Annotated in this window: 21 protein-coding genes; 5 read left to right on the top strand and 16 right to left on the bottom strand. The window is 67.6% G+C overall.

Translation table 11 applies throughout. From position 1 onward, the window contains the following. Window positions 1–16: 16 nt before the first annotated feature. The 10 genes from ACN9M4_RS19990 to ACN9M4_RS20035 all read right to left on the bottom strand — a co-directional run bounded on the left by ACN9M4_RS19990 (window position 17) and on the right by ACN9M4_RS20035 (window position 10,774). Window positions 17–727, bottom strand: a complete 711-nt coding sequence (locus ACN9M4_RS19990; protein WP_426301036.1) for a response regulator — start codon at window positions 725–727, stop codon at window positions 17–19. Then, window positions 724–2,067 (bottom strand): sensor histidine kinase, encoded by a 1,344-nt coding sequence (locus tag ACN9M4_RS19995; protein ID WP_426301038.1) that lies wholly within the window; start codon window positions 2,065–2,067, stop codon window positions 724–726. Before ACN9M4_RS19995 ends, ACN9M4_RS19990 begins: the two co-directional genes overlap by 4 nt. Before the next feature lie 49 nt (window positions 2,068–2,116). Then, on the bottom strand, window positions 2,117–3,010 hold the full coding sequence (locus tag ACN9M4_RS20000; RefSeq protein WP_426301040.1) for an ABC transporter permease: 894 nt from the start codon (window positions 3,008–3,010) through the stop codon (window positions 2,117–2,119). Further along, window positions 3,007–3,981: an ABC transporter ATP-binding protein gene (locus ACN9M4_RS20005; RefSeq protein WP_426301042.1), complete on the bottom strand. Its 975-nt coding sequence runs from the start codon at window positions 3,979–3,981 to the stop codon at window positions 3,007–3,009. Before ACN9M4_RS20005 ends, ACN9M4_RS20000 begins: the two co-directional genes overlap by 4 nt. A gap of 136 nt (window positions 3,982–4,117) precedes the next feature. Next, window positions 4,118–5,728 carry a bifunctional phosphatase PAP2/diacylglycerol kinase family protein gene (locus ACN9M4_RS20010; RefSeq protein WP_426301044.1) on the bottom strand — a complete coding sequence of 537 codons (1,611 nt, stop codon included), beginning with the start codon at window positions 5,726–5,728 and terminating at the stop codon, window positions 4,118–4,120. Window positions 5,729–5,954: 226 nt separating this feature from the next. Next, a complete protein-coding gene (locus tag ACN9M4_RS20015) occupies window positions 5,955–6,707 on the bottom strand; it encodes an SDR family oxidoreductase (protein ID WP_426301046.1) in 753 nt (250 codons plus the stop codon). Window positions 6,708–6,778: 71 nt separating this feature from the next. Next, a complete protein-coding gene (locus ACN9M4_RS20020; protein ID WP_426301048.1) occupies window positions 6,779–8,119 on the bottom strand; it encodes an MFS transporter in 1,341 nt (446 codons plus the stop codon). Between the two features lie 56 nt (window positions 8,120–8,175). Continuing rightward, complete coding sequence (locus ACN9M4_RS20025) at window positions 8,176–9,189, bottom strand: biotin-dependent carboxyltransferase family protein (RefSeq protein WP_426301050.1); 1,014 nt, start codon at window positions 9,187–9,189, stop codon at window positions 8,176–8,178. Further along, window positions 9,186–9,968 carry a 5-oxoprolinase subunit B family protein gene (locus ACN9M4_RS20030; RefSeq protein WP_426301052.1) on the bottom strand — a complete coding sequence of 261 codons (783 nt, stop codon included), beginning with the start codon at window positions 9,966–9,968 and terminating at the stop codon, window positions 9,186–9,188. Before ACN9M4_RS20030 ends, ACN9M4_RS20025 begins: the two co-directional genes overlap by 4 nt. Next, the gene (locus tag ACN9M4_RS20035; protein WP_426301054.1) at window positions 9,965–10,774 is read right to left on the bottom strand and encodes a LamB/YcsF family protein; all 810 of its coding nucleotides are present in this window, start codon (window positions 10,772–10,774) and stop codon (window positions 9,965–9,967) included. Before ACN9M4_RS20035 ends, ACN9M4_RS20030 begins: the two co-directional genes overlap by 4 nt. A gap of 240 nt (window positions 10,775–11,014) precedes the next feature. Here ACN9M4_RS20035 and nac point away from each other — a divergent pair, with 240 nt between their 5' ends. After that, on the top strand, window positions 11,015–11,953 hold the full coding sequence (nac, locus tag ACN9M4_RS20040) for a nitrogen assimilation transcriptional regulator NAC (RefSeq protein ID WP_426301056.1): 939 nt from the start codon (window positions 11,015–11,017) through the stop codon (window positions 11,951–11,953). A gap of 166 nt (window positions 11,954–12,119) precedes the next feature. On the opposite strand, the gene ACN9M4_RS20045 is transcribed toward nac, so the two are convergent. Both ACN9M4_RS20045 and ACN9M4_RS20050 read right to left on the bottom strand, forming a co-directional pair. Then, window positions 12,120–12,794 carry a 4-carboxy-4-hydroxy-2-oxoadipate aldolase/oxaloacetate decarboxylase gene (locus tag ACN9M4_RS20045; RefSeq protein WP_426301057.1) on the bottom strand — a complete coding sequence of 225 codons (675 nt, stop codon included), beginning with the start codon at window positions 12,792–12,794 and terminating at the stop codon, window positions 12,120–12,122. A gap of 78 nt (window positions 12,795–12,872) precedes the next feature. Continuing rightward, window positions 12,873–14,096, bottom strand: a complete 1,224-nt coding sequence (locus ACN9M4_RS20050) for an aspartate transaminase (protein WP_426301059.1) — start codon at window positions 14,094–14,096, stop codon at window positions 12,873–12,875. A 241-nt stretch (window positions 14,097–14,337) separates the two neighbouring features. Here ACN9M4_RS20050 and ACN9M4_RS20055 point away from each other — a divergent pair, with 241 nt between their 5' ends. Further along, window positions 14,338–14,901 (top strand): hypothetical protein, encoded by a 564-nt coding sequence (locus ACN9M4_RS20055; RefSeq protein ID WP_426301061.1) that lies wholly within the window; start codon window positions 14,338–14,340, stop codon window positions 14,899–14,901. A gap of 9 nt (window positions 14,902–14,910) precedes the next feature. Continuing rightward, on the top strand, window positions 14,911–15,624 hold the full coding sequence (locus ACN9M4_RS20060) for a phosphatase PAP2 family protein (RefSeq protein ID WP_426301063.1): 714 nt from the start codon (window positions 14,911–14,913) through the stop codon (window positions 15,622–15,624). On the opposite strand, the gene ACN9M4_RS20065 is transcribed toward ACN9M4_RS20060, so the two are convergent. The 4 genes from ACN9M4_RS20065 to ACN9M4_RS20080 form a co-directional block, all read right to left on the bottom strand. Beyond that, on the bottom strand, window positions 15,557–16,741 hold the full coding sequence (locus ACN9M4_RS20065; protein ID WP_426301065.1) for an MFS transporter: 1,185 nt from the start codon (window positions 16,739–16,741) through the stop codon (window positions 15,557–15,559). The two genes, ACN9M4_RS20060 and ACN9M4_RS20065, sit on opposite strands and share 68 nt — an antisense overlap. Continuing rightward, entirely contained in the window at window positions 16,738–17,382 is a 645-nt protein-coding gene (locus ACN9M4_RS20070; protein WP_426301067.1) for a TetR/AcrR family transcriptional regulator, read from the bottom strand. The genes ACN9M4_RS20065 and ACN9M4_RS20070 overlap by 4 nt, the downstream gene beginning before the upstream one ends. Before the next feature lie 2 nt (window positions 17,383–17,384). After that, a complete protein-coding gene (locus tag ACN9M4_RS20075; protein ID WP_426301069.1) occupies window positions 17,385–17,963 on the bottom strand; it encodes a sugar O-acetyltransferase in 579 nt (192 codons plus the stop codon). 93 nt (window positions 17,964–18,056) lie between these two features. After that, complete coding sequence (locus ACN9M4_RS20080) at window positions 18,057–18,269, bottom strand: AraC family transcriptional regulator (RefSeq protein ID WP_426301071.1); 213 nt, start codon at window positions 18,267–18,269, stop codon at window positions 18,057–18,059. A 363-nt stretch (window positions 18,270–18,632) separates the two neighbouring features. Between ACN9M4_RS20080 and ACN9M4_RS20085 the strand changes: the two genes are divergently transcribed. Both ACN9M4_RS20085 and allE read left to right on the top strand, forming a co-directional pair. Further along, window positions 18,633–20,012, top strand: coding sequence for a cation:dicarboxylate symporter family transporter (locus tag ACN9M4_RS20085; RefSeq protein WP_426301073.1), 1,380 nt, complete (start codon window positions 18,633–18,635; stop codon window positions 20,010–20,012). A gap of 45 nt (window positions 20,013–20,057) precedes the next feature. Then, entirely contained in the window at window positions 20,058–20,864 is an 807-nt protein-coding gene (allE, locus tag ACN9M4_RS20090; RefSeq protein WP_426301075.1) for a (S)-ureidoglycine aminohydrolase, read from the top strand. Window positions 20,865–20,868: the final 4 nt, after the last annotated feature.

Raw genomic sequence — 20,868 nt, forward strand, 5'->3', positions numbered from 1 at the left:
GGCTGTGAGTGCGGCGTCAGTAGTCCGGATTGTTGCTGGGAATCACCAGCCCGCTTTCGTAGGCGTACACCACCACCTGGACCCGGTCCCGCAGGTGCAGCTTGGTGAGGATGCGGCGCACGTGGGTCTTCACGGTGGCCTCGGAGAGGAAGAACTTGTGTGCGATCTCCGCGTTGGACAGGCCCTCGGCGATGGCCTGGAGCATCTCGGTTTCGCGCGGCGTGAGCTCCTCCAGCAGCGGGTCCCGCGGCGGCGGAGCGTGCCCCGCCGGGGACTGCCCGTGCGGGCGGGCGCCCCGCACGTAGGTTTCCAGCAACCGCTGCGTGACCCGCGGCGCCACCACGGCATCGCCGCTGGCCACCAGCCGCACCGCGTGCACCAGTTCCTCCGGGGCCACGTCCTTGAGCAGGAACGCCGAAGCGCCCGCCTGCAGTCCGGCGAAAGCGTACTCGTCGAGGTCGAAGGTGGTGAGGATGATGACCCGGGCCGCGGAATCAAGGGCGCTGAGCCGGCGGGTGGCCTCGATGCCGTCCATCCCGGGCATCCGGACGTCCATCAGGATGACATCCGGATGCAGGGCCGCGGCCTGGGCCAGGGCTTCGTTTCCGTCCGAGGCCTCACCCACCACCTCCAGGTCGGGCTCGCCCTCGAGGATGAGCCGGAAGCCCATGCGCAGCAGCGGCTGGTCGTCCGCCAGCAGCACCTTGATCGTTCCGTCTCCGCTCATGGCTTCCCCTTGTCGCCGTTCCAGTTCAATTCCGCGTGGACGCGCCAGCCGCCGTTCGGCGCGGGGCCGGCGTCCACGGTTCCCGCGTAGATCCGGGCCCGCTCCCGCATTCCGTTGATGCCCTGCCCGGTCCCGATTCCGGAACCGCGCACTCCGTGGCCACCCGCCCCGGCGACATCTTCCCGGACGTCCCGGCCGTCGTCGAGCACATCAATGGTGACCCGGTCCCCGTCCCGCAGAACGAGCACGTCAACCCGGCCCAGCGCACGCCCGTACCGCAGCACATTGGTGAGCGACTCCTGCACGATCCGGAAGACAGTGAGCCGGAAGGCGGGATCGTCCGGCAGGGCCGGTCCGGTGTGCGTGAAATGCAGCGGCAGCCCGGCGGTGCGGAAACCCTCCAGCAAGGTGGCGAGGTCCCCCGAGGCGGTGGGTGCGAGCGGCGCGGGGCGGCCGGAGTCGTCGCGCAGCACCCCGAGCACGCGGCGCATGTCCGCCAGCGCCGTGCGGCCGGTGCGCGAAAGCTCGCCGAGCACCTCCGCGGCGCGGTCGGGATCCTTCCGGACCACGACGGCGGCGCCGTCCGACAGGCTGATCATCACCGTGAGCGAGTGCGCGACGACGTCGTGCATCTCCCGGGCGATGCGGTTCCGCTCCGTGACGGAGCCCAGGCGGGCGGTCTGCGCGGCCCAGGCGCGGATCTCGGCTTCGTGCTCGCGGCGCTGGCGCACCGAGATGCCGATGCCCGTGGCGATCAGGTTGGACAGCAGGATGCTGATGGCCGCGGTGATGTTGCTGATGAGGTGGTAGTTCTCCGGCAGCTCCGCATCCGCTGTCCCGCCGGGCCCGCCGGGGCTGGTCCACATGAACAGGTACAGCAGCGTGAGCGGCAGGCTCGCGGCGGCGAAGACCGTGAGGGCGGAGCGCCGCGGCCGCACCACCGCCACCGCATACAGCGCGAACCAGAGTCCTGCGGAGACATTGGTGCCCCACGGGTGCAGCAGGGTCACCCCGAGTTCCAGCAGCGCGACGGCGGCCGTCACCGTCAGCGGGAAAACCCGGCGCAGGCACAGCGCCCCGGCGGTGGCCAGGAGCAGCAGCCCGGCCGGCCATTTGCCGTCCACGACGCTGCTGATCAGGGTGGACAGCGCAAGCAGCAGGTAGCAGAGCACCACCACGGCATCCATCACGCGCGGGTGCTCATAGAAGTACCTGCGCACCCTGCCGCGGCGCCGGGCCGTGATTTCGGCGAAGGACGCCTCACCCAAGGGGACTGCCGGCCCCGGGGGGACTGCGGGGTCCACCGGGGCCGGCGCCAACGCCTGCGGTTCTTCGCTCATGGAACGAGCCTATTCGGCCTGGCGGCCGGCCAAGCTGTTGCCGGCAGGATCAGACGTCCCGCTTCTTGAGGACCACCAGCGCCGGAACCAGGAAAAGCACTACGTAGCCGAGGAAGATGAGGCCGCCCTGCCAGGGGTCCAGGATGCCGTCGGCGTGGCCGATCGAAAGGAACCGTCCCGCCGCCTCGCTGGGCAGGTACTGGGGAACGTACTTCCAGAACTCCCCGGGCGCGAAGGCCAGGAACGAGCCCGCGAACGGCAGCACGAACATGATGCTGACGAGGATGGTGATTCCGCCCGCGGAGTTCTTCAGCAGGGTGCCCAGGGACAGCCCGATCAGCGCCACCCCGGCGACGTAAAGCCCGCCGGTCAGCAGGCTGTACAACACGCCGTCGGTCCCCCAGTCCAGCGTCAGCCCCATGCCGGTGAACATCGGCGCCGAGAACAGGAAACTGAGCGCCCCGCCCAGCACGGACAGGATGTAGGACACGAGGACCAGCACCACGGCCTTGGCCACGAAGGTGGACAGCCGGTCCGGAGCGGCGTTCATGGTGGAACGGATCATCCCGGTGGCGAATTCGGAAGCGATGAACAGCACGGCCAGGGAGCCCAGGACCAGGATGCCGATGTTGAGGCCCGCGTTCGGCAGGTTGTACAGGTCGAAGCCCTGGCCGGGCGGGAAGGATTGCACGGCCTGCTGCGCCGTCAGTTTCTGCCCCCCGGGGCCCAGCCCCTCCGTAAGCTGGCGCACCACGCTCCAGCGGACCAGCGCGGACAGCACTCCGACGCCGACAATCGCCACCAGCGTGGCAATGACCAGCAGCTTGGTGCTCATGAGGGTGCGGAACTTGATGAACTCCGAGTTGAGGACCCGCAGAAAGTTGACGCCGTGGTTTACGGCGGACGAAGCGTGTGCCCGGGTGGGGAGGGCGGCGGAGCTCATCGCGGGGATCCTTCCAGGGTGGGGGCGGGGACGGTTCCGGGGTCGGCGGCCTGGCCGGGACCGGATTCAAGGTGCGAGTGGTATTCCACCTCGTCCTTGGTGAGCTGGAAGTAGGCCTCTTCGAGCGAGGACGTCAGCGGCGTGAGCTCATAGACGAGGACCCGGTTGTCGAGGGCCAGCTCGGCGATCCTGCGGGGTTCCAGGCCTGAGACTTCGAGGGTCTCCGTGGCGTTCTGCTCCACGCGGACGCCGTCTCCGGCAAGGAGTTGGCCCAGGCGCGAGGCCTCGGAGGTGCGGACCAGGGTGCGCTTGCGCGTCTGGCTTTCAATCAGGGAATCGACCGTGGTGTCCGCGATGATCCTGCCCCGGCCGATGACGATCAGGTGGTCTGCGGTCTGCGCCATCTCGGACATCAGGTGGCTGGAAATGAAGACCGTCTTGCCCTGCCCCGCGAGGTAGCGGGCCAGATTGCGGACCCACTGGACGCCTTCCGGATCAAGGCCGTTGACCGGCTCGTCGAGGATGAGGGTCTGCGGGTCGCCCAGGAGGGCGTTGGCGATACCGAGGCGCTGGCCCATTCCCAGGGAAAAGCCGCCGGCCTTCTTCCTGGCAACTGCGCTGAGGCCGGTCATGTCGATGACCTCATCGATGCGCTGCTTGGGGATGCCGTGCGTCGCGGCCATGGCGCGCAGATGGTTGTAGGCGCTCCGGCTGGTGTGCACGGCCTTGGCATCGAGCAGCGCACCGACCTCGTGCAGGGGAGCCTTGTGTTTGGCGTATGGCCGGCCGTTCACGGTGACGCTGCCGGCGGTGGGCCGGTCCAGGCCCATGATCATGCGCATCGTGGTGGATTTTCCGGCGCCGTTCGGGCCTAGGAAGCCCGTGACCTTTCCCGGCTGGACGGTGAAGCTGATGCCGTCCACGGCGGTCTTGTGCCCGTAGACCTTTCGCAGCCCGTGTGCCTCAATCATGAAGTGCCCCGATCATGGAAGTGTCCCTTCCCTTTCGCTGAAGCCGAGTGTTGTTGACGGTATTAACAACGCTAGCCACATGCGCTCCGGGAATCGCCTGCCCCAGGGATGATTCAGGGTCGGATCAGGGTAGTCCTCATGGATGATCCCCACCTTCGGCGAGCTGGCCCGGCGAGTACACCCGCAGGTGCCCGGGCCGGACGCTGAACTCCGCGCTGCGCACCCCGGGGAGGGGCTCGCCGTCGACCGCCAGCACCAGCGGCGCGCCCAGCGCTTCGACGGTGATCCGGGAAGCCTCACGCAAATGCGTGACCTTGGAACTGCCGGCGGTTCCGGTGAGCACGCCCCAGAGCAGCCGGAGCCGGGCAAAGCGCTCATCCGCCGTGACCATGCGGATGTCCAGGACACCGTCGTCCATCACCGGGCGGGCCAGCGGCGCCAGGTCCCGCGGGTAGTAGCGGCCGCGGCCCAGGTAGAGGATCCAGATCCGGTGCCGGACGCCGTCGATCAGCAAGGTGGTGGGTGAGGCCGCCGCGAAGGTGCGCAGCCCCGCGATCAGGCCGGCCAGCGGCTTGCCGAGGGCGCCCTGGAGCCGTTCGCGCCGGCGCACGAGGTTCGGATAGACCCCGATGCTGGCGGTGTTCAGCATCGCGAACTCGCGGATTTCGTCCGTCCCGTCCTGGCCGCGACCGGCCGCAACCCTGGCCGTGTCCGCGCGGATCCCGCTCCCGGTCTCCGCGGCAGCCACGGCATCCGCGAGGGTGGAGATGCCCACGTCGCGGGCAAAGTGGTTCAGCGTCCCGCCGGGCAGCACCAGCAGCGGCAGTCCGTGCCCGACGGCGGCAGCCGCCGCGGTGCCGACCGTACCATCGCCGCCCCACACCCCGAGGGCCTTGGTCCCGGGCCGTGCGGCGGTTTCCTCGATGACCGCATTGATGTCCTCGTCGTCGCCGGCCTCGCGGATGTGCGCCTGCGGGAAGGCCTCCTGCAGGAGGTTCCCGGTCTCCGGGGTGTAGGAACCGCCCTTGGCGTTGACAACGATCGCCAGCCCGGCGCCGTCGTCGATCTTCGCAAGGGCCTCGGGGGTGCGCCGGACCGCCGGCTGTGCTTCCCGCGCCGGCCACCAGCGACGGGTGAGCAACGCCGCCCCGGCGCCGATCGCCGAGCCGAAGACCACGTCGGAGGGCCAGTGCGCCCCGGTGTGGACACGGGAATAGGCCACCCCGGCGGCCACGGGGGCGAGCAGCGCGCCGAGGGCCGGCTGCACGAAGGAGACGCCCAGGGTGAAGGCCACGGCGGACGCCGAATGGCCCGAAGGCATCGAGGAGCTGGTGGGCTGCGGGTGCACGAAGCGGAAGACCGGGAGGTGTTCGGGCAGGGGGCGGGTGCGCGGCAGGAGCGCCTTGAAGCCGAGGTTGGTGACGGCGGACGCCACACCGAGGGCAAGGAGGCCGTGCACGGCGGCGCGGCGCGGTTTGCCGGGAACGGCGGCTAGGGCGCCGGCGACGGCGAACCAGAGTTTGCCCTTGGTGGCGGCGGCGGAGAGATTGCGGAAGAAGGCGTCGTGGTTCCCGTGCGGCCAGCGGGAAATCCGGCGGAGCACGTCCCGGTCGAAATCGGCTATTTTGCCCGGGCCGCGTCGCAGGCTGCGCACAGCACGCAGGCGGTGCGCAGCCTGCGACGCGAACCCTCGGCGCAGCCCGTGCACAGGGCGCAGCCCGAGGCTCCGGCGCAGGATTGTCCGCATGGGGCCAGCGTACTCCAGGGGACTGGCGGGAGCCGGGCGGTTCGGGGTCGGGAACGACGGGCGCCGCCGTCGCGCATTAGGAGCCGCCATCAAACGGGTGCCGCCGGCCACGGAACGGGGTGTGGCCGGCGGCTTGTATTTCCGGTCGAGGGAGTGCGTTTTCCACCGGAATCTGTAGGCCCGGACCGCAGGTCCGGGCAGCTTAGGGGCGGTGCGGCCCGGCGGCTTAGTCGCGCCGGTCGAACACCAGGCCGCCCGGAACCTGGAAGGTGGGCATGATCTCCAGCATCCCCACGTTCACGTGCCGGGGGGTGTCCACGGCGTAGTCGAGGGCGTCCACGATGTCCCCCGTGGTGAGCGACTCGTAGCCTTCGTAGTACGTCTTCCACGCCTCTTCCATGGCTTCCGGGGTGCCGCCCATGTTCCGGCCGAAGATCTCGGTTTCCACCCGGCCGGGGCAGATTTCCGTGACCCGGATGCGCTTGCCCACGGTGTCGTTGCGGAGCTGCCGCGAGATCTGGTGCACGGCTGCCTTGGTGGCGTGGTAGACCGTGTGGCCGTAGAAGTTGTAAGTGCCGGCGATCGAGCTGATGTTGACGATGTGGCCGAGGTCCCGCTCCACCATGCCCGGAAGCACCAACCGGGTCAGTTGGAGGAGGCCGCGGAGGTTCACGTCAATCAGTTCGTCGATATCCGACTCGGACGAATCCAGGATGTTCCCGGGGCGGGAGACCCCGGCGCAGTTCACCAGTACATCCACTTCCAGGCTTTCCAGTTCCGCGGCGACGGCGGCCGTGTCCGTCAGGTCCACCGCGTGCGGGATCGCCCCGGTGCGGTCGGCCAGCTCCTTGAGCCGGTCTTCGTTGCGGGCGAAGGCGTGCACCGTCAGCCCGTGCTTGGCGAGGCGCTCGGCGATGGCGGCGCCCATGCCGGTGGACGCGCCGGTCACCACTGCGGTGGTGTAGTCAGAGAAGGACATGGTTACTCCGGATGTCTTGCTTGGCGACGCCGGGCCTCCCGGAGGGGAGGACGGCACCGGATGGAAAGGGATCAGGCGTCGCGCAGCGGCTCGTGGGCGCGGTCCTTGACCGTGCTGACCGCGGCGAGGGTGCCCAGGGCGGTGATGACGGCGTAGAAGGCCGGCATGTAGATGTTGCCCGTGCTGGAAATCAACCAGGTCATGAGTAGCGGGGCCGTTCCGCCGAAGAGCGCGGAGGAGATGTTGTAGCCCAGGCCGTAGGCCGAGTAGCGGACGCGGGTGGGGAACAGTTCCACGATCAGGATGTGGATGACGGCGGTGTGGCCGGCGAAGACGACTGCCATGAGGGAAGCGCCGAGGATGGCGAGCCCCATGTTGCCGGTGGCGATCAGCGCGTAGGCCGGGATGCCGACGATTGCCATGGCGATCGCTGCACCGGCGATGACTTTCTTGCGGCCCACGCGGTCCGAGAGGGCGCCCATGAACGGAATGGCGATGCAGATGACCACCAGGCTGCAAGCGGTGACGATGAGGGCTTCGCCGATGCTGAAGTTCAGCTGCTTGCCCTTGAGGAAGGTGGGCATATAGGAGAACAGGACGTAGTAGCCCGAGCCATTCATCAGCGGGATGAACAGGGCCAGCAGCATGGCGCGGCGGTGTTCGGCGGACTTGAAGGCTTCCTTCAAGGGGTTCTTGGACAGGCCGCCCTCTTCTTTGAGCTTCACGAAGTTCGGGGTGTCGGCGATGGCCTTGCGGATGTAGAAGCCGATGATGCCCATGGGGATGGCGACCAGGAACGGAACACGCCAGGCGAAGGAGCCGAAGCCGCCGCCGTCGATCGCTGCCTGGGTGAGCCACGGAGACATGGAGTAGGCCACGAGCGTGCCGGTCAGCAGGGCAGCGAAGGAAGCGATCTGGGCGTAGGAGGTGATGACGCCGCGCTTGCCTTCAGGGGCGTGCTCGGCCAGGAAGGTCATGGCGCCGGCGGCCTCGCCGCCTACGGAGAAGCCTTGGAGCATGCGCAGCAGGACCAGCAAGATCGGTGCCGCGATGCCGATAGCTGCGTACGGCGGCAGCAGGCCGATGCCCGCCGTAGCCACGCTGATCAGCATGATCACGAAGACCAGGAGCTTTTGCCTGCCGATCCGGTCACCGAGGTAACCACAAACGACGGCGCCCAGGGGCCGCACGAAGAAGGACACGGCGTAGCCGGCGAACACGAACAGCAGGGCGTTGTCCGGATTGCCTGGGGCGAGGAACACCAGGGCAAGGGTTCCCGCCATGAAGGCGAAGATGCCGTTGTCGTAGAGTTCCACGAAGATGCCGACGCAGCCGGCGGTGACGACCTTGCGGGTCTGCCGGCCGGTGAGCCGCTCGGGCTGCGTTGACGCAGCGTTGGTGCTTGTTGACATATGTTTTCCCTTGATCTTTGGAGCTTAACAAGGCCCCATGACGGTGGCGAGGGTTTTCAGATGGCGATGGCCGGTGGCAGTTCCCGCCAGCCGGGTTCGTCTCCGACGCCGAGGAGTTTGAAAACGGTGTTGACGGTTGTTCGGAGGGATTCGAGCCGCCGCATGGCGGCCCGGTAGGCCAGGGTCGCCTCGGCGACGGTGGTCTTCCGGAAGCGGACAACATCCCCGGGCCGGGCCTGTGCCAGGACATCGAGTCCAAGGCTGGTGGCGACAGCCAGGACCGGGTACCCGGCGGTGACGCCGCGTCCCCGGTGCAGGACCAGGAGTTCCTCCCTGTTGGGGACTTCGACGGCGCCCACCGGGACACCGCGGGAGAGGACCTCCGCGTTGGACATCCGTTCCGGCAGCTGGCCGCCGAGCCGGAGTCCGATGTGGTTGCTGTGCCCACTCACCGTGTAACCGGAGGCGAACAGCAGGCTGGCAGTGTCACCGAATTCGGCCACATCCGGGCCGTCGGTGACATCCACCACGAGTTCCGAGCCCATGGCAGGACGCTCAAAGCCCAGGCGGAACAACGGGATGTCGAAGTAGGGCTGCCGGAGCGGTGCAACGCTACGCCGGATCCCGAGGACGGTTCCTTCGCCCAGTTTCAGGCCGAAGCCGATCACGGTGTCCGGGGCGCAGCTGCCCATCAGCAGCGGCGCGTCCACCGAGCCATGGATAGCAAGGTAGGAGCGCAGTCCCGTGTGGATGCCGCGGATCGCCACGGCCTCCCCGGCGCAGACCGAAACAGGTTCCCATTGGGGCTGTTCGCGGCCGCCGACCGTGAGGGTCAGGGGCGCACCGGTGACGGCAATCAGGATGTCCTGGTCTGCGCGCATCCGGAAGTCCAACGCGGTCACTTCCAGCAGCGGGGCGTTGTCCGGGTTGCCGGCAAGGATGTTCGCGGCGCGGGCCGAGAACTGGTCCAGGGCGCCGTTGACCGGCAGGCCGAAGCGCGGTCCGCGGAAGCGGCCGAGGTCCGTGACCACGGAGTTTCCGGACTGCTCGACGACGATGCGGCCGTTCACAGCGCCACCTCCGGGTGCAGGGCGGACGGGTGCAGCGCGGACGGGTGCAGGGCGGACGGGTGCAGGGCCGCAAGGTGCTTGCCGACGTAGCCGTCGAATTCCTCGTGGCTGATCGGACGGAAGCGCAGGGTGTCCCCGGGAACGTACGGGACCAGCGGTTCCCGGCCAAGGTCGAGGACGGTGAGCGGGGTCTGGCCGATCACGCACCAGCCGCCGGGCGCCACTGCCGGGGCAATGACCGCCTGCCGTCCGGCGACGGCGATCGCGCCGGCGGGGACGCTGAGGCGCGGGTCCTTCAGGCGCGGAACGGGAAACGGGAAGTCGGGGCCGTCCATCATGGGCGAACCTGCCGGAGCGCCCATGCAACGGATGGTGTAGCGCTTGGCCGAGTGCAGGGCAATGACCTCGGCCACCGTGATCCCCTGCTGCTCGGCAACCTTTTCCAGGTCCGGGCCGAAGTCGCCGCCGTAGGCGACGGGCACTTCGAACTCCTGTGGCCCGCGGGCGGAGCTGCCGGCGAGGTCCAGCTGGCGCAGGCCGAGCTGGACGAACGCGCGCAGCTGCTTGGCGGAGACCAGGGCGGGGTCGAACTCGACCAGCACGGAGTCGTAGGTGGGGACGGCGCCGTGGAGGCCTTCGGCCTCGCAGGTGTCCAGCCAGCCGGCCAGGCGGTGCACGGTTTCCCAGTTGCGTTCGGAGTCCGTGGAGACGGCCACGACGCGGACGGCGGAATCGCCGGACTCGTGGATCTCGACGGCGGGGGTGGCGAAGGTGCTCATGTCAGGCTGCTATCTGCCTTGTACCGGTTGTACCGGGCGCCCAGGACCTCGGCGAGCGGAGCAATGCGGACGCCGGCGGCGGTGAGCTCCTTGCGGATGAGCCGGGCCAGGGCGACGGCGCCGGGGTTGTCGCCGTGCAGCAGCACGGTGTCCGCCTGGATGGCGACGTCGGTGCCGGCCACGGTTTCGATGACGCCTTCGCAGACCATGCGGACGGTCCGTTCGACGATGACGGAGGGATCGTGCAGCACCGCGCCGGGCTGGCTGCGCGGAACGAGGGTGCCGTCCGCCTGGTAGGCGCGATCCGCGATCCCGACGATCGCGACGCCGAGGCCGCGCGCCGCGGCGGCACGGGCCAGTTCGCCGTCCTGCGCCAGGACGATCAGGGAGGGGTCGGCGCGGAAGGCAGCGTCAGCAACGGCGTCGGCGTAGTCGGCGCGGGTGGCGACAAGGTTGCCGAGGCGGCCGTGCGGGGCGATGTGCGAAACGCGGGTGCCGTGGTAGGTGGAGAAGGCGGAAAGGGCGCCGAGCTGGTAGAGGGTGTCGGTGCGGACTTCCTCCGCGGTGAGGTCCATGGCGCGCCGGCCAAAGCCGCGCAGGTCCGGGAAGCTGGGGTGGGCACCGATGCCGACTCCGCGGCGGACGCATTCGGCTACGGTGCGGTCCATGATGTCCGGATCGCCGGCGTGGAAGCCGCACGCGATGTTCGCGCTGGAGACGATGTCCAGGAGATCCTGGTCCTCGCCCAGGGTGTACGTGCCGAATCCTTCTCCCAGATCCGCCACGAGATCGATCACGGCAGTCACGGTGTCCTCTTTCCTCGCGGATGTTGCGGGCATCACTTCCCCACACTTCGAGGGTTCCACCGTGACGGCCCTCACGACAAAGACCTATTGGGCGTCCCACCATAAGAAAGCCTTATGGAAAGGGCGGCCGAACCCGGAGATCATGGCCAGGACGGGGTATCAAAGACTTGTTCTACTTCACCGCATAAGCTCTTGCTATGAGGCAGGGCCGTCGAGGGACCCTTCGGAAAGGCACACAAGATGGACACACGGAAGCTCGAATACTTCGTGCGGATCGTGGATTCAGGAAGCATCACCAAGGCCGCCGCGAGCCTCCACGTCGCCCAGCCCGCCCTGAGCCAGCAGGTCTCCTCGCTGGAAAAGGAACTCAAGCAGCGGCTGCTCATCCGCAGCAAGCAGGGCGTGGAACCCACCTCCGCGGGGCACGCCCTGTACCGCCATGCCCAGACCATCCTGCGCCTCGTGGAGCAGGCGAGGACCGACGTCGAGGCTTCCGGGGCGGCCCCGGCCGGCCGCGTGTCAATCGCGATCGCCCCGTACAGCATGGTCTCGAAGCTGGCGCCGGAGATCGTGCGCGAAGTGGGCGAACGGTACCCGGACATCGTCCTGCATCTGACGGAAACCTTTGGCGGCGTGCTGAGCGAGGCGATCAAGAACGGCAAGCTGGACATGGCCCTGATCTACGAACCGGGGCCGATCCGTGGCGTCCAGTTCACCACCATGGTCGTGGAAGACCTGCACTTGGTAGCGAACGCCAACCTGGAAATCGGCGACGGCGAGACGGTGACGCTGGCCGAAGTGGCCGGCCAGCGGCTCTTCCTGCCGGAGCGGATCCACACCCTGCGGCAGGTGGTGGACAAGGGCCTGGAGGATTTGGGGCTGCCGCTGAAGCTGGCCGGCGAAGTGGAGTCCGTTCCTGTCCTGGGCCGGTTGATCGCCTCGGGCCTGGGCTCCACGATCTTGCCCCGTTCGGCTGCGGACGCCTTGTTCCACTACGAAGACTTCCAGGTCCTGCGGATCGTCGAACCGGCCCTGCAGTGCAAGATCGCGCTGTGCACGGCCGAACACGAGCCGTTGTCCGAGTCCGCCTCCGCCGTGTTGATCATCATCCGCGAAATGATCCGCAACCGGCTCCTGGAAGACTACGGACCCGGCCTTACTCCGCACGCCCGCCCATAGAAGCTGCTTATCGACGATGGCGGTGTTCGTCCTTGACCTTTCGAAGGCAGCCTGATGCCGGCCATGCATCAGGGTCGCGGGAGCGCTGCGGGGTCGCCGGAACATTCCAGCGACCCCGCAGCGCTCCGGCGGACTCAGCGCGAAACGGCGGTATGCAACAGCAGGCTCATTCCTCGACCAGCAGGCCCTTGGCCTTCAGCTTGTCGGTGAGTTCGCACAGCTCCATGGTGGTGCCGCCGTCGCGGTACAGCTTGATCAGCTCGCGCTCGTGGTCGTCGCGGGCCTGGGACAGGGCGATGACCTCTTCGGCTTCTTCGCGGCGCACCACCACCACGCCGTCGGCGTCACCGCGCAGGATGTCGCCCGGGTAGATGATCTCGTCGCCGATCACCAGCGGGTGGTTGATCGGGCCCAGGGTTTCCTTGACGGTGCCCTTGATGCAGACGTTGCCGGAGAAGACGGGCAGGCCGAGTTCGATCAGGTCCGCGGTGTCCCGCACGCCGGATTCGGTGACCATCGCGGCGATGCCCTTGGCCTTCATGGCGTTGCCCAGCACGTCGCCGAAGATGCCGGCTTCCTCGTATTCGCCGGTGCCCACCAGCACCACGTCGCCGCTCTGCGCGTAATGGATGGCCACCTGGAGCATCAGGTTGTCCTGCGGGGCGCAGCGCACCGTGACGGCGGGGCCGCAGAAGGACATTTCGCGGTCGATCGGCTTGATCTTCGAGTTCAGCGCGCCCTTGCGGCCCTGGGCCTCGTGGATGGTGGCGGAGGAGAACTTCGAGAGCCGCTCGACGACGTCGGCCGCCGGGCGTTCGAACTTGGTCTTGACGTGGATCATGGCTGTGTCTTTCTGCTGGGTATTCGGAGGCGGTTCGGCGCGGTTCAGCTGAGCGCGCGGTTCAGCTGAGTGCGCGGTTCAGCTGAGCGCGCGGACGGCTTTGTCGATGGCGACGACGGCGGACTGGATGGTGTCCAGGTCCGTGGCGAAGGAGATGCGGAAGTACGGTTCCAGGCCGTAGGCCGAGCCCTGGATCACGGCCACCGAGGCGGCGTCCAGGAGGTACAGGGTGAAGTCCTCGTCGTTGCGGATGGTGGTTCCGGCCGGCGTCGTCTTGCCGGTCACGCCGGAGCAGTTGACCCAGGTATAGAAGGCGCCGTCGGCTGCAGTGCAGGACAGCCCGTCCACGGCATTCAGGCCGGCGACGGCGGCATCGCGGCGGGTGCGGTAGACCGCCACGCTTTCGCGCACAAAGGACTGGTCGCCGGAGAGCGCGGCGGCCGCAGCGGCCTGGCTGACCGAGGACGGGCAGGAGGACATCTGCGATTGCAGCTTGTTGATGGATGCCACCACTGGGGCGGGGCCGGCCGCGTAACCGATGCGCCAGCCGGTCATGGCGTAGGCCTTGGACACGCCGTTGACCAACAGGATGCGGTCCTTCAGCCGGGGCGCCACCTCCACCAGGCTGGCGATGCGTTCGCTGCCGAAGTTGATCTCGTCGTAGATCTCGTCGGTGAGGACCAGCAGTTGGGGGAACTCCTCCAGGACGTCGGTGAGGGCGGCGAGTTCGGCGCGGCTGTAGACAGCGCCCGTGGGGTTGGACGGGGTGTTGAGGATGAGCCACTTGCTCTGCGGGGTGATAGCGGCGCGCAGCGCCTCCGGGGTGAGCTTGAAGCCGGCGTCCTCGCCGCAGGGCACGATCACCGGAGTGCCCTCGTTGGCGAGCACCATGTCCGGGTAGGACACCCAGTAGGGGGCCGGGATGATGACTTCGTCACCGGCGTCGAGGGTTGCCATGAGCGCCAGGAAGATGACCTGCTTGGCACCGCCGCCCACGGTGATTTCGTCCCTGCCGTAGCTGATGCCGGTGTGGAGTTCCAGGCGGCCGAGGATGGCGGACTGCAGGGCAGGGGTTCCGGCGACCGAGGTGTACTTGGTTTCGCCGGCCTGGATGGCGGCGACGGCGGCGGCCTTGATGTGCTCCGGGGTGTCGAAGTCCGGTTCGCCCACGGTGAGGTCGATGATCGTGCGACCCTCGGCCTTCAGTTCGCGGACCCTGGCTGCTGCCGCGACACTGGGGGACGACTTGATGCGGCTGACGCGTGAAGCCGGTGCGTACGACGCCGATGAATAGTCGGGCATGATCTCCTCCGAAGCAGTGTTGGTGTCCCCGCCGTTGGGAACACGGCCCTTGGAAACCGGGTTCTTGGGTGTAGGGCTCCTTCCGAGCCTAGGTATGCAAATGCCGCATGGATAAGACCAATTGTGAGTGGGTTGATAAGGCATCCTTATGGTTTCCCGCAACCTTGGTATCGCGTTTGCTTATGGATTCACGCGGTTTTGGTATTTCCCGGGCCGCGCTTGCCGCGGTTAGCTTTGTTCCATGAACGTACAGCTGACGCGTGGCACTTCCCTGCCCGCAGGCGGGTACCGCTACGGCACCTCGCAGCGCGCCGCGCGCTTTTCCCCGTCCGCTTCCCGCCTCACGGCCGGGGCGCCCGAAGGAAGAACGGACGACGGCGGCCCTTTCCGTTCGGGGCTCACGCAGCAGAGGCAGCGCCTCGCCCGGGCGGACAGCAGCTTCCGCGCGCTGATCGTCCGCCGCAACGAACTCATCGCCCAGTGCGTGCAGGACCGTGTGCCCGTCACCATGATCGCGTCCGCGCTGGGCGTCTCCGCCTGGGTGGTGCGGACCGCCGCCGCAGATGCCGCCGGCCTGCCGCCGTCGGGCATGTCCCGGCAAAGCCGCCTCGGGCAACTGGAGGAGGCCGCCCGGGAACTGGCGGAGGCGGACGCCGAGCGGCTTGGCTACGAAGCGGAACGGCAGTCCCTCGTGGCCGCTGCGCTCCGGGACGGCGTGCTGGACGTCTTCGAACTTGCCTCGCTCACGGGCCTCACCCCGGAGCACATCCGCAAGATGACACGGGGGATCAGGAAGGCCTCCTAGGATGGGCTGATGGGGAGCCTCCAGCCACGCAGACTCAGCCCGGGCGGGACCGTCGCCGCGGCCACCGTTCTGCTCGCCGTCGCCGTGCTCCTTGGGGGAATCCTCCTCGCAGACCCACGCCGGCCCCCCTTCCAGTCCGCCGACACCGCCTGGCACGACGCCATGCTGGGCCTGCGCAACCCGTTCTGGGACGCCGTGAACCTGGTGCTGAACTGGGCCGGCTACACGGGCATGTTCGTCTTCCACGCCCTGTTGGGCGCGGCGCTGCTCGCGCGCCGCCGCCCGAAGATGGCCCTCTTCAGCGTGGTCGCCGGCGTGGCAGTGACGCTCCTGGTCCAGCTCCTCAAGTGGCTTATCCAGCGCCCGCGCCCGGGCGACGCCGGGGTGTTCACGGAAACCTATTCATACCCTTCGGGGCATGCTTCCAGCACGGCGGCATTTGTCGTGGCCGCCGCGCTGCTCATCGGCCGGGCCTGGGCCTGGGTGTTGGCAGCGCTCGGGGCCGTATCGATGATGCTCAGCCGCACGTACTTGGCGGCCCACTGGCTCAGCGACGTGCTCGGCGGCGCGTGCTTGGCTGCCGCGGTGGTGCTGCTGCTGTGGCTCCCCGTCCAGGAAGCATGCCTCGCGGAGAATATAGATGCCCGGAGGATCCTTACTTGGAAGGCAAGGGTTTCGCGGCGCCGGCGAGGAGCAGGGCCAGCAGGATCGGCGCCCCGATAGCCAGCAACGCGAAGCGGATGCCGGTGTGGTCACCCAGATAGCCCAGCAGCGGCGGGCCTGCAAGGAAGGCGATGTAGCCGATGGTGGACACCACGGACACCCGTGCGGCTGCGTGCCTCGGATCGTCGGCAGCGGCGGACATGCCCATCGGGAACGCCAGGGCCGCACCGATGCCCCAGAGGGCCGCACCGATCGCGGCCAGGACGATGTTCGGGGCGAAGACGAACAGGGCCAGGCCCAAGGCGGCAGCGCCCATGCTGGCGCGGAGGACGGCCACCCGGCCGTAGCGGTCGATCGCCCGGCCGCCAAGGAAGCGCATCAGGGTCATCGCCGCGACGAACAGGGCGAACAGCAGGGCGCCGGCGGATTCGCTGGCGTGCATGCCGTCCACCGCTGCCTTCGCGATCCAGTCGTTGCCTGCACCTTCGGTCAAGGTGGCACCGAGGACGACGACGCCGATCAGCAGCGTGCGGCCGTCACGCCAGGCCGAGGCGCCCTTGGGGGCGGCAGCACCGCCGTCGGGATCCGCGTGCGCGGCAACGTGCGGGATGAAGTAGCGCGGCGCGGTCAAGGCCAGCGCCACAGCGACGGCGGCGATGACCAGCAGGTGCTCGGGCAGGCCGACGCCGAGCTGCGAGAGCCCGGCACCGATCAGCGCACCGACGAAGGCGCCGCCGCTGAAAGCCGCATGGAACTGGGGCATGATGGTCCGCCCGAGGCGGTGTTCGACGTCGGCGCCCTCGATGTTCTGCGCCACGTCCCAGACGCCGACGCCCATGCCGAGGAAGAAGAGGCAGACCGCGGTGGGCACCACGGCGGCCGCCATCAGCGAGAACGCCACGCCGCAACCGGCGGCACCGAGCAGCAGGCCAGCAAAGCGGATGGCGTTCGCCGTGCCGATCCGGCCGATCACCCAGCCGCTGGAGGGCAGCGCCACGAGGGAGCCGACGGCGATGCAAAGCAGCAAGGTGCCGATCTGGCCAGCGCCCAGCTGCAGTGACCCGGCGACGGCCGGGATGCGCGCCGCCCAGCTGGCGAAGACCAGGCCGTTCATGCCGAAGACCAGGAAGGTGGCCACGGCGGCGGCACGGACGTTGGTGCTGGTGGTGAGGGTCATTCGTGTGTGGCTTCCCTGAAACGGTCGAAGGCAGTGGGGTCGGTGGTGGTGATGCGGGCGACCGCCTCGGCGGTGCGGGCCCGGCTGTGCGGTTCGGGGTCGAGCGGTTCGGTGTCTTGCGCGTCCGTGTCTTGCGCGTCGGTGTCTTGCGCGTCTGTATCCAGCGCCGCGTGGATGGAGAGGCCCTCGATCAGGGCATCCAGCATGCGGCAGGTGACAGGGTCGAAATGCAGGCCCAGGGCCCGCCTGCTGCGGGCCATCCAGTCGCGGGTGATGCGGCGGAATTCGGGTTTCCGGGCGGCCAGGGTGTAAAGCTCGTGGGTCAGGACCAGTTCCCGCTGCGAGTCCAGGAGGTCCTCGTGGATCAAGTCCACCACGGCCTGGCGCGCCGCGTCGATCCCAACGGCGCGGCCGAGTCGCTCGTCGAAGCGGTCCGAGATGGAGGTGCCGAAGCGGGTGAAGGCCTCGGTGAGCAGTTCGTCCATGCCGCTGAAGTGGTAGCTCATGGAACCGAGCGGCACTCCGGCACGGGCAGCGATCTTTCGGTGCGAAGCCCCCGCGACGCCTTCGGCGGCAATCACATCCAAAGCAGCGTCGATGATCCTGTCCCGGCGGTCCGGATCAAAGCGGCGCGTGGCCACGCCTAGATCTCCCGGATGACGCGGGCAGGGTTGCCGACCGCCACGCAGTTGGCCGGAACGTCCTTGGTGACGACGGCGCCGGCGCCGATCACCGAGTTCTCCCCGACCGTGACGCCGGCCAGCACGATGGCGCCGCCGCCCAGCCAGACGTTGTCCCCGATGGTGATCGGCTTGGCCGCTTCCAGCCGGTCGCGGCGGGGCTGCGGTTCCACGGGGTGCGTAGGGGTCAGGAGCTGGACGTTCGGGCCGATCTGGCAGTCTTCGCCGATGGTGATCGGGGCGACGTCCAGGGCTGTCAGGTTGTAGTTGATGAACGTCCGGGCACCCACCGAGATGTATGTGCCGTAATCGACATATATCGGCGCCTTGATGTGCACCTCCTCGCCCACACTGCCCAGGAATTCGGCCAGGATGGCCTGTGATCCCAGCGGATCCTCCGGGTAGGCGGCCGCGAACTTCGCCTGCAGGGCCATGGCCCGCTGGGCTTCCTTCTCGCTTTCGGGGTCGTCGGCGATATAGAGGTCCCCGGCGAGCATGCGTTCACGGTTGCTGCGCGGATCTCCGGCGAAGTAATCGGTCATGCGTACGATCGTACACAACGGACCCTGCCATACGGAAGACGACAAGGTGACGACGGCGGCCGGGTGCCGCCCTCGTCGGCTCAGCGGTAACGCTCACCCGTCGGCGCTCCGCCGGTACGCGAAGGGGGTGCAGCCGTATTCCTCGCGGAACTGGCGGTTGAAGTTGGACAGGTTCCGGTAGCCGGAGGTGAAGGCGGAGCTGAACAGCTGCTGCTGCAGCGCCGGCGCGCACCCGGCAGCGCACATGCCGTCCACGGTCAGGCTGCCGTGGTTGGTTGCACCCAGCGCCACGTAGTCATCGACCATGTCCCGCAGATCGGGCCAGAACCGCAAGGCGAACCGGGGAGCGAGACCTGGATGTCGTTCATGGCGTCATCGGGCAACGCCACGGAGCAGTACGGCCAGTCCAGCTTGTCCAGCGCGGGGAACCAGTTCCCGTCGAAATTCGTGCCAGGGTCCAGCGTGGTTCCGGGGATCAACAGCACCACGTCGCGGCTGGCGCCGCTGATATCGGCAGTGCATTCGATCGTTTCCACATTACGGAAACGGAGTTCCAAATTTTAAACGCCTTCGCCGCACGGATGTAGCGCGGTGGAAACACGCCGCCCATAACGTCGTCAGTGACCTCGGCCAGGAGTCCTTCCTGGCTTCTCACAGACAGGCACTCCTATGAAGATCCCCGCAACAACCGCTGCCATGCCAGCGGCAAAGAAGCCTTTGTACCAGTCCTTGTTCGTCCAGATCCTGGTTGCCGTAGTGCTGGGGATAGCGATCGGCTACTTCTGGCCAGACATAGGTTCCGGCCTCCGCCCGCTCGGTGACGGTTTCATCCAGCTCATCAAGATGATCATCGCTCCGCTGATCTTCCTGGTCATCGTCACGGGCATATCAGCCGTGGGCGACGTTAGGTCCGTCGGCCGTGTGGGCGTCAAGGCACTGCTGTACTTCACCGCTGCCACTCTTTTCGCCCTGGCCTTCGGGCTGGTTGTTGCCAACCTTGTCCAGCCGGGCGCCGGCCTGAACATCGACCCTGCCAGCCTGTCCCAAGACGCCCTGAACGCCAAGACCACGACGGCGCCACCCAAGGACGCCGGGCAGTTCCTGCTCGGGATCATCCCCACCAGCGTCATTGGCGCCTTCGCATCCAACACCCTGCTGCAAGTGTTGTGCTTCTCCGTCTTCTTCGGGGCGGCCATCGTGGTGGTGGGCCGGGACAGGTGCAAGCCCGTCATCGATCTCATGGAAACCACACTCGAGCTGTTCTTCAAGATCATGGCCTGGGTCATGCGGGTTGCCCCGGTGGGCGCATTCGGAGCCATGGCGTTCATCATCGGCCAGTATGGCCTCAGCTCCTTGAGCACCTACGCCCTCCTGGTCGCCGCCTGCTACGGCTCAGCCCTCATCTTCATCGGCCTGCTGTTCATCGTGGCCTGGGTCTACCCGAAGGTGCCGCTGTGGAAGTTCATCAAATATTCCCGCGAAGAGTTCATCCTGGCACTGGGCACGGCTTCCACGGAATCCGTCCTTCCCCGCATCATGACCAAGCTGACCAATGCCGGCTGCTCCCGGGCAACTACCGGACTCGTGGTGCCTACGGGCTACTCCTTCAATCTCGACGGTGCTGCCCTCTACCTTTCAATCTCCCTGCTGTTCCTGGCCCAGGCATTCGGCCACAACCTTGACCTTGGACAGCAGTTGGCAGCCCTGGGCATTCTCATGCTCACCTCCAAGGGCATGGCCGGTGTTCCCGGCTCGGCCTTCCTCGCTCTCTCCGCAACAGCCGGCGCCCTGGGCATTTTCCCCGTCGCCGGTGTGGCATTGCTTCTCGGCGCGGACAGGCTCATGGATTCCATGCGCGTAGTGGTCAACCTGCTCGGGAACTGCGTGGCAACGTTCGTGGTCTCCAAATGGGAGGGCCAATTCGATCGCGACGCAATGCTCGCCGCATTCAGCCGGCAGGACAACGCAGGCGAGGATCCCACGCGTAGCCCCGATGAAGCCGCGAACGAGCCGCAATCCGATGAAGCTGCCATCACATCAGTCCGATGAGCCCGACGACGGGCGCCTGCCCCCACAATTTCCCAGGAGCACCCCGTGCCCACCACCTATGAACACACTCCGCCCATACAAGAACGGGCTCAAAGCCAAGCCACCGTAGTCAACAGGGCGTACGCCTTCGTTCCCAAGGGCGCCTCGAACGACGCGGCCGCGCGCCCGTTGACGGGCTGGACCAAATCCCGTGCCTGGATCATCGCCGCACCGTCAAAGGGCTTCCCGGACCGGTTCTCCCAATACAGCGTCGAAGTCCATCCCGGCGGCGGAAGCCGCAGCCCCGAACCCGAGCCCGGCGTCGAAGCCGTGGTCTTCCTGACCGGCGGCACACTGCAGCTGACACTCGACGGGGGAGCGCACGCACTGGAGGAAGGCAGCTACGCCTACCTGGCCGCCGGAGCGGACTGGACCATGCACAATGCTTCGGCCAAGACCGCGCACTTTCAATGGATCCGCAAGGCGTACATTGCCCTCGACGGCCACAGAGCCGCCTCGTTCGTGACCACGGAGCGCGAGGCTGAAGCTACGCCCAACCTTGGAACCAACGGTTCCAGAAGCACCACACAATTCGTTGCCGCCGATGACCTTGCCCACGACATGCACGTGAACATCGTCACTCTCCAACCCAACGGATCGGCCGCCCTTACCGAAACCCACGCAATGGAACACGGCATTTTCGTCTTGTCCGGCAGTGCTCTCTACCGGCTCAACGAGGACTGGGTACGGGTCCAGGCTGGTGACTCGCTCCTGCTGCGGGCCTTTTGTCCGCAAGCCTGCCATGTCACCGGCCCGGAAGAGTTCCGCTACCTCCAGTACAAGGAGGTAAACCGGCAATGCCGCCTGACCTAGAACC

This window comes from Arthrobacter sp. R-11 (assembly GCF_049913155.1).
Lineage (GTDB): Bacteria > Actinomycetota > Actinomycetes > Actinomycetales > Micrococcaceae > Arthrobacter.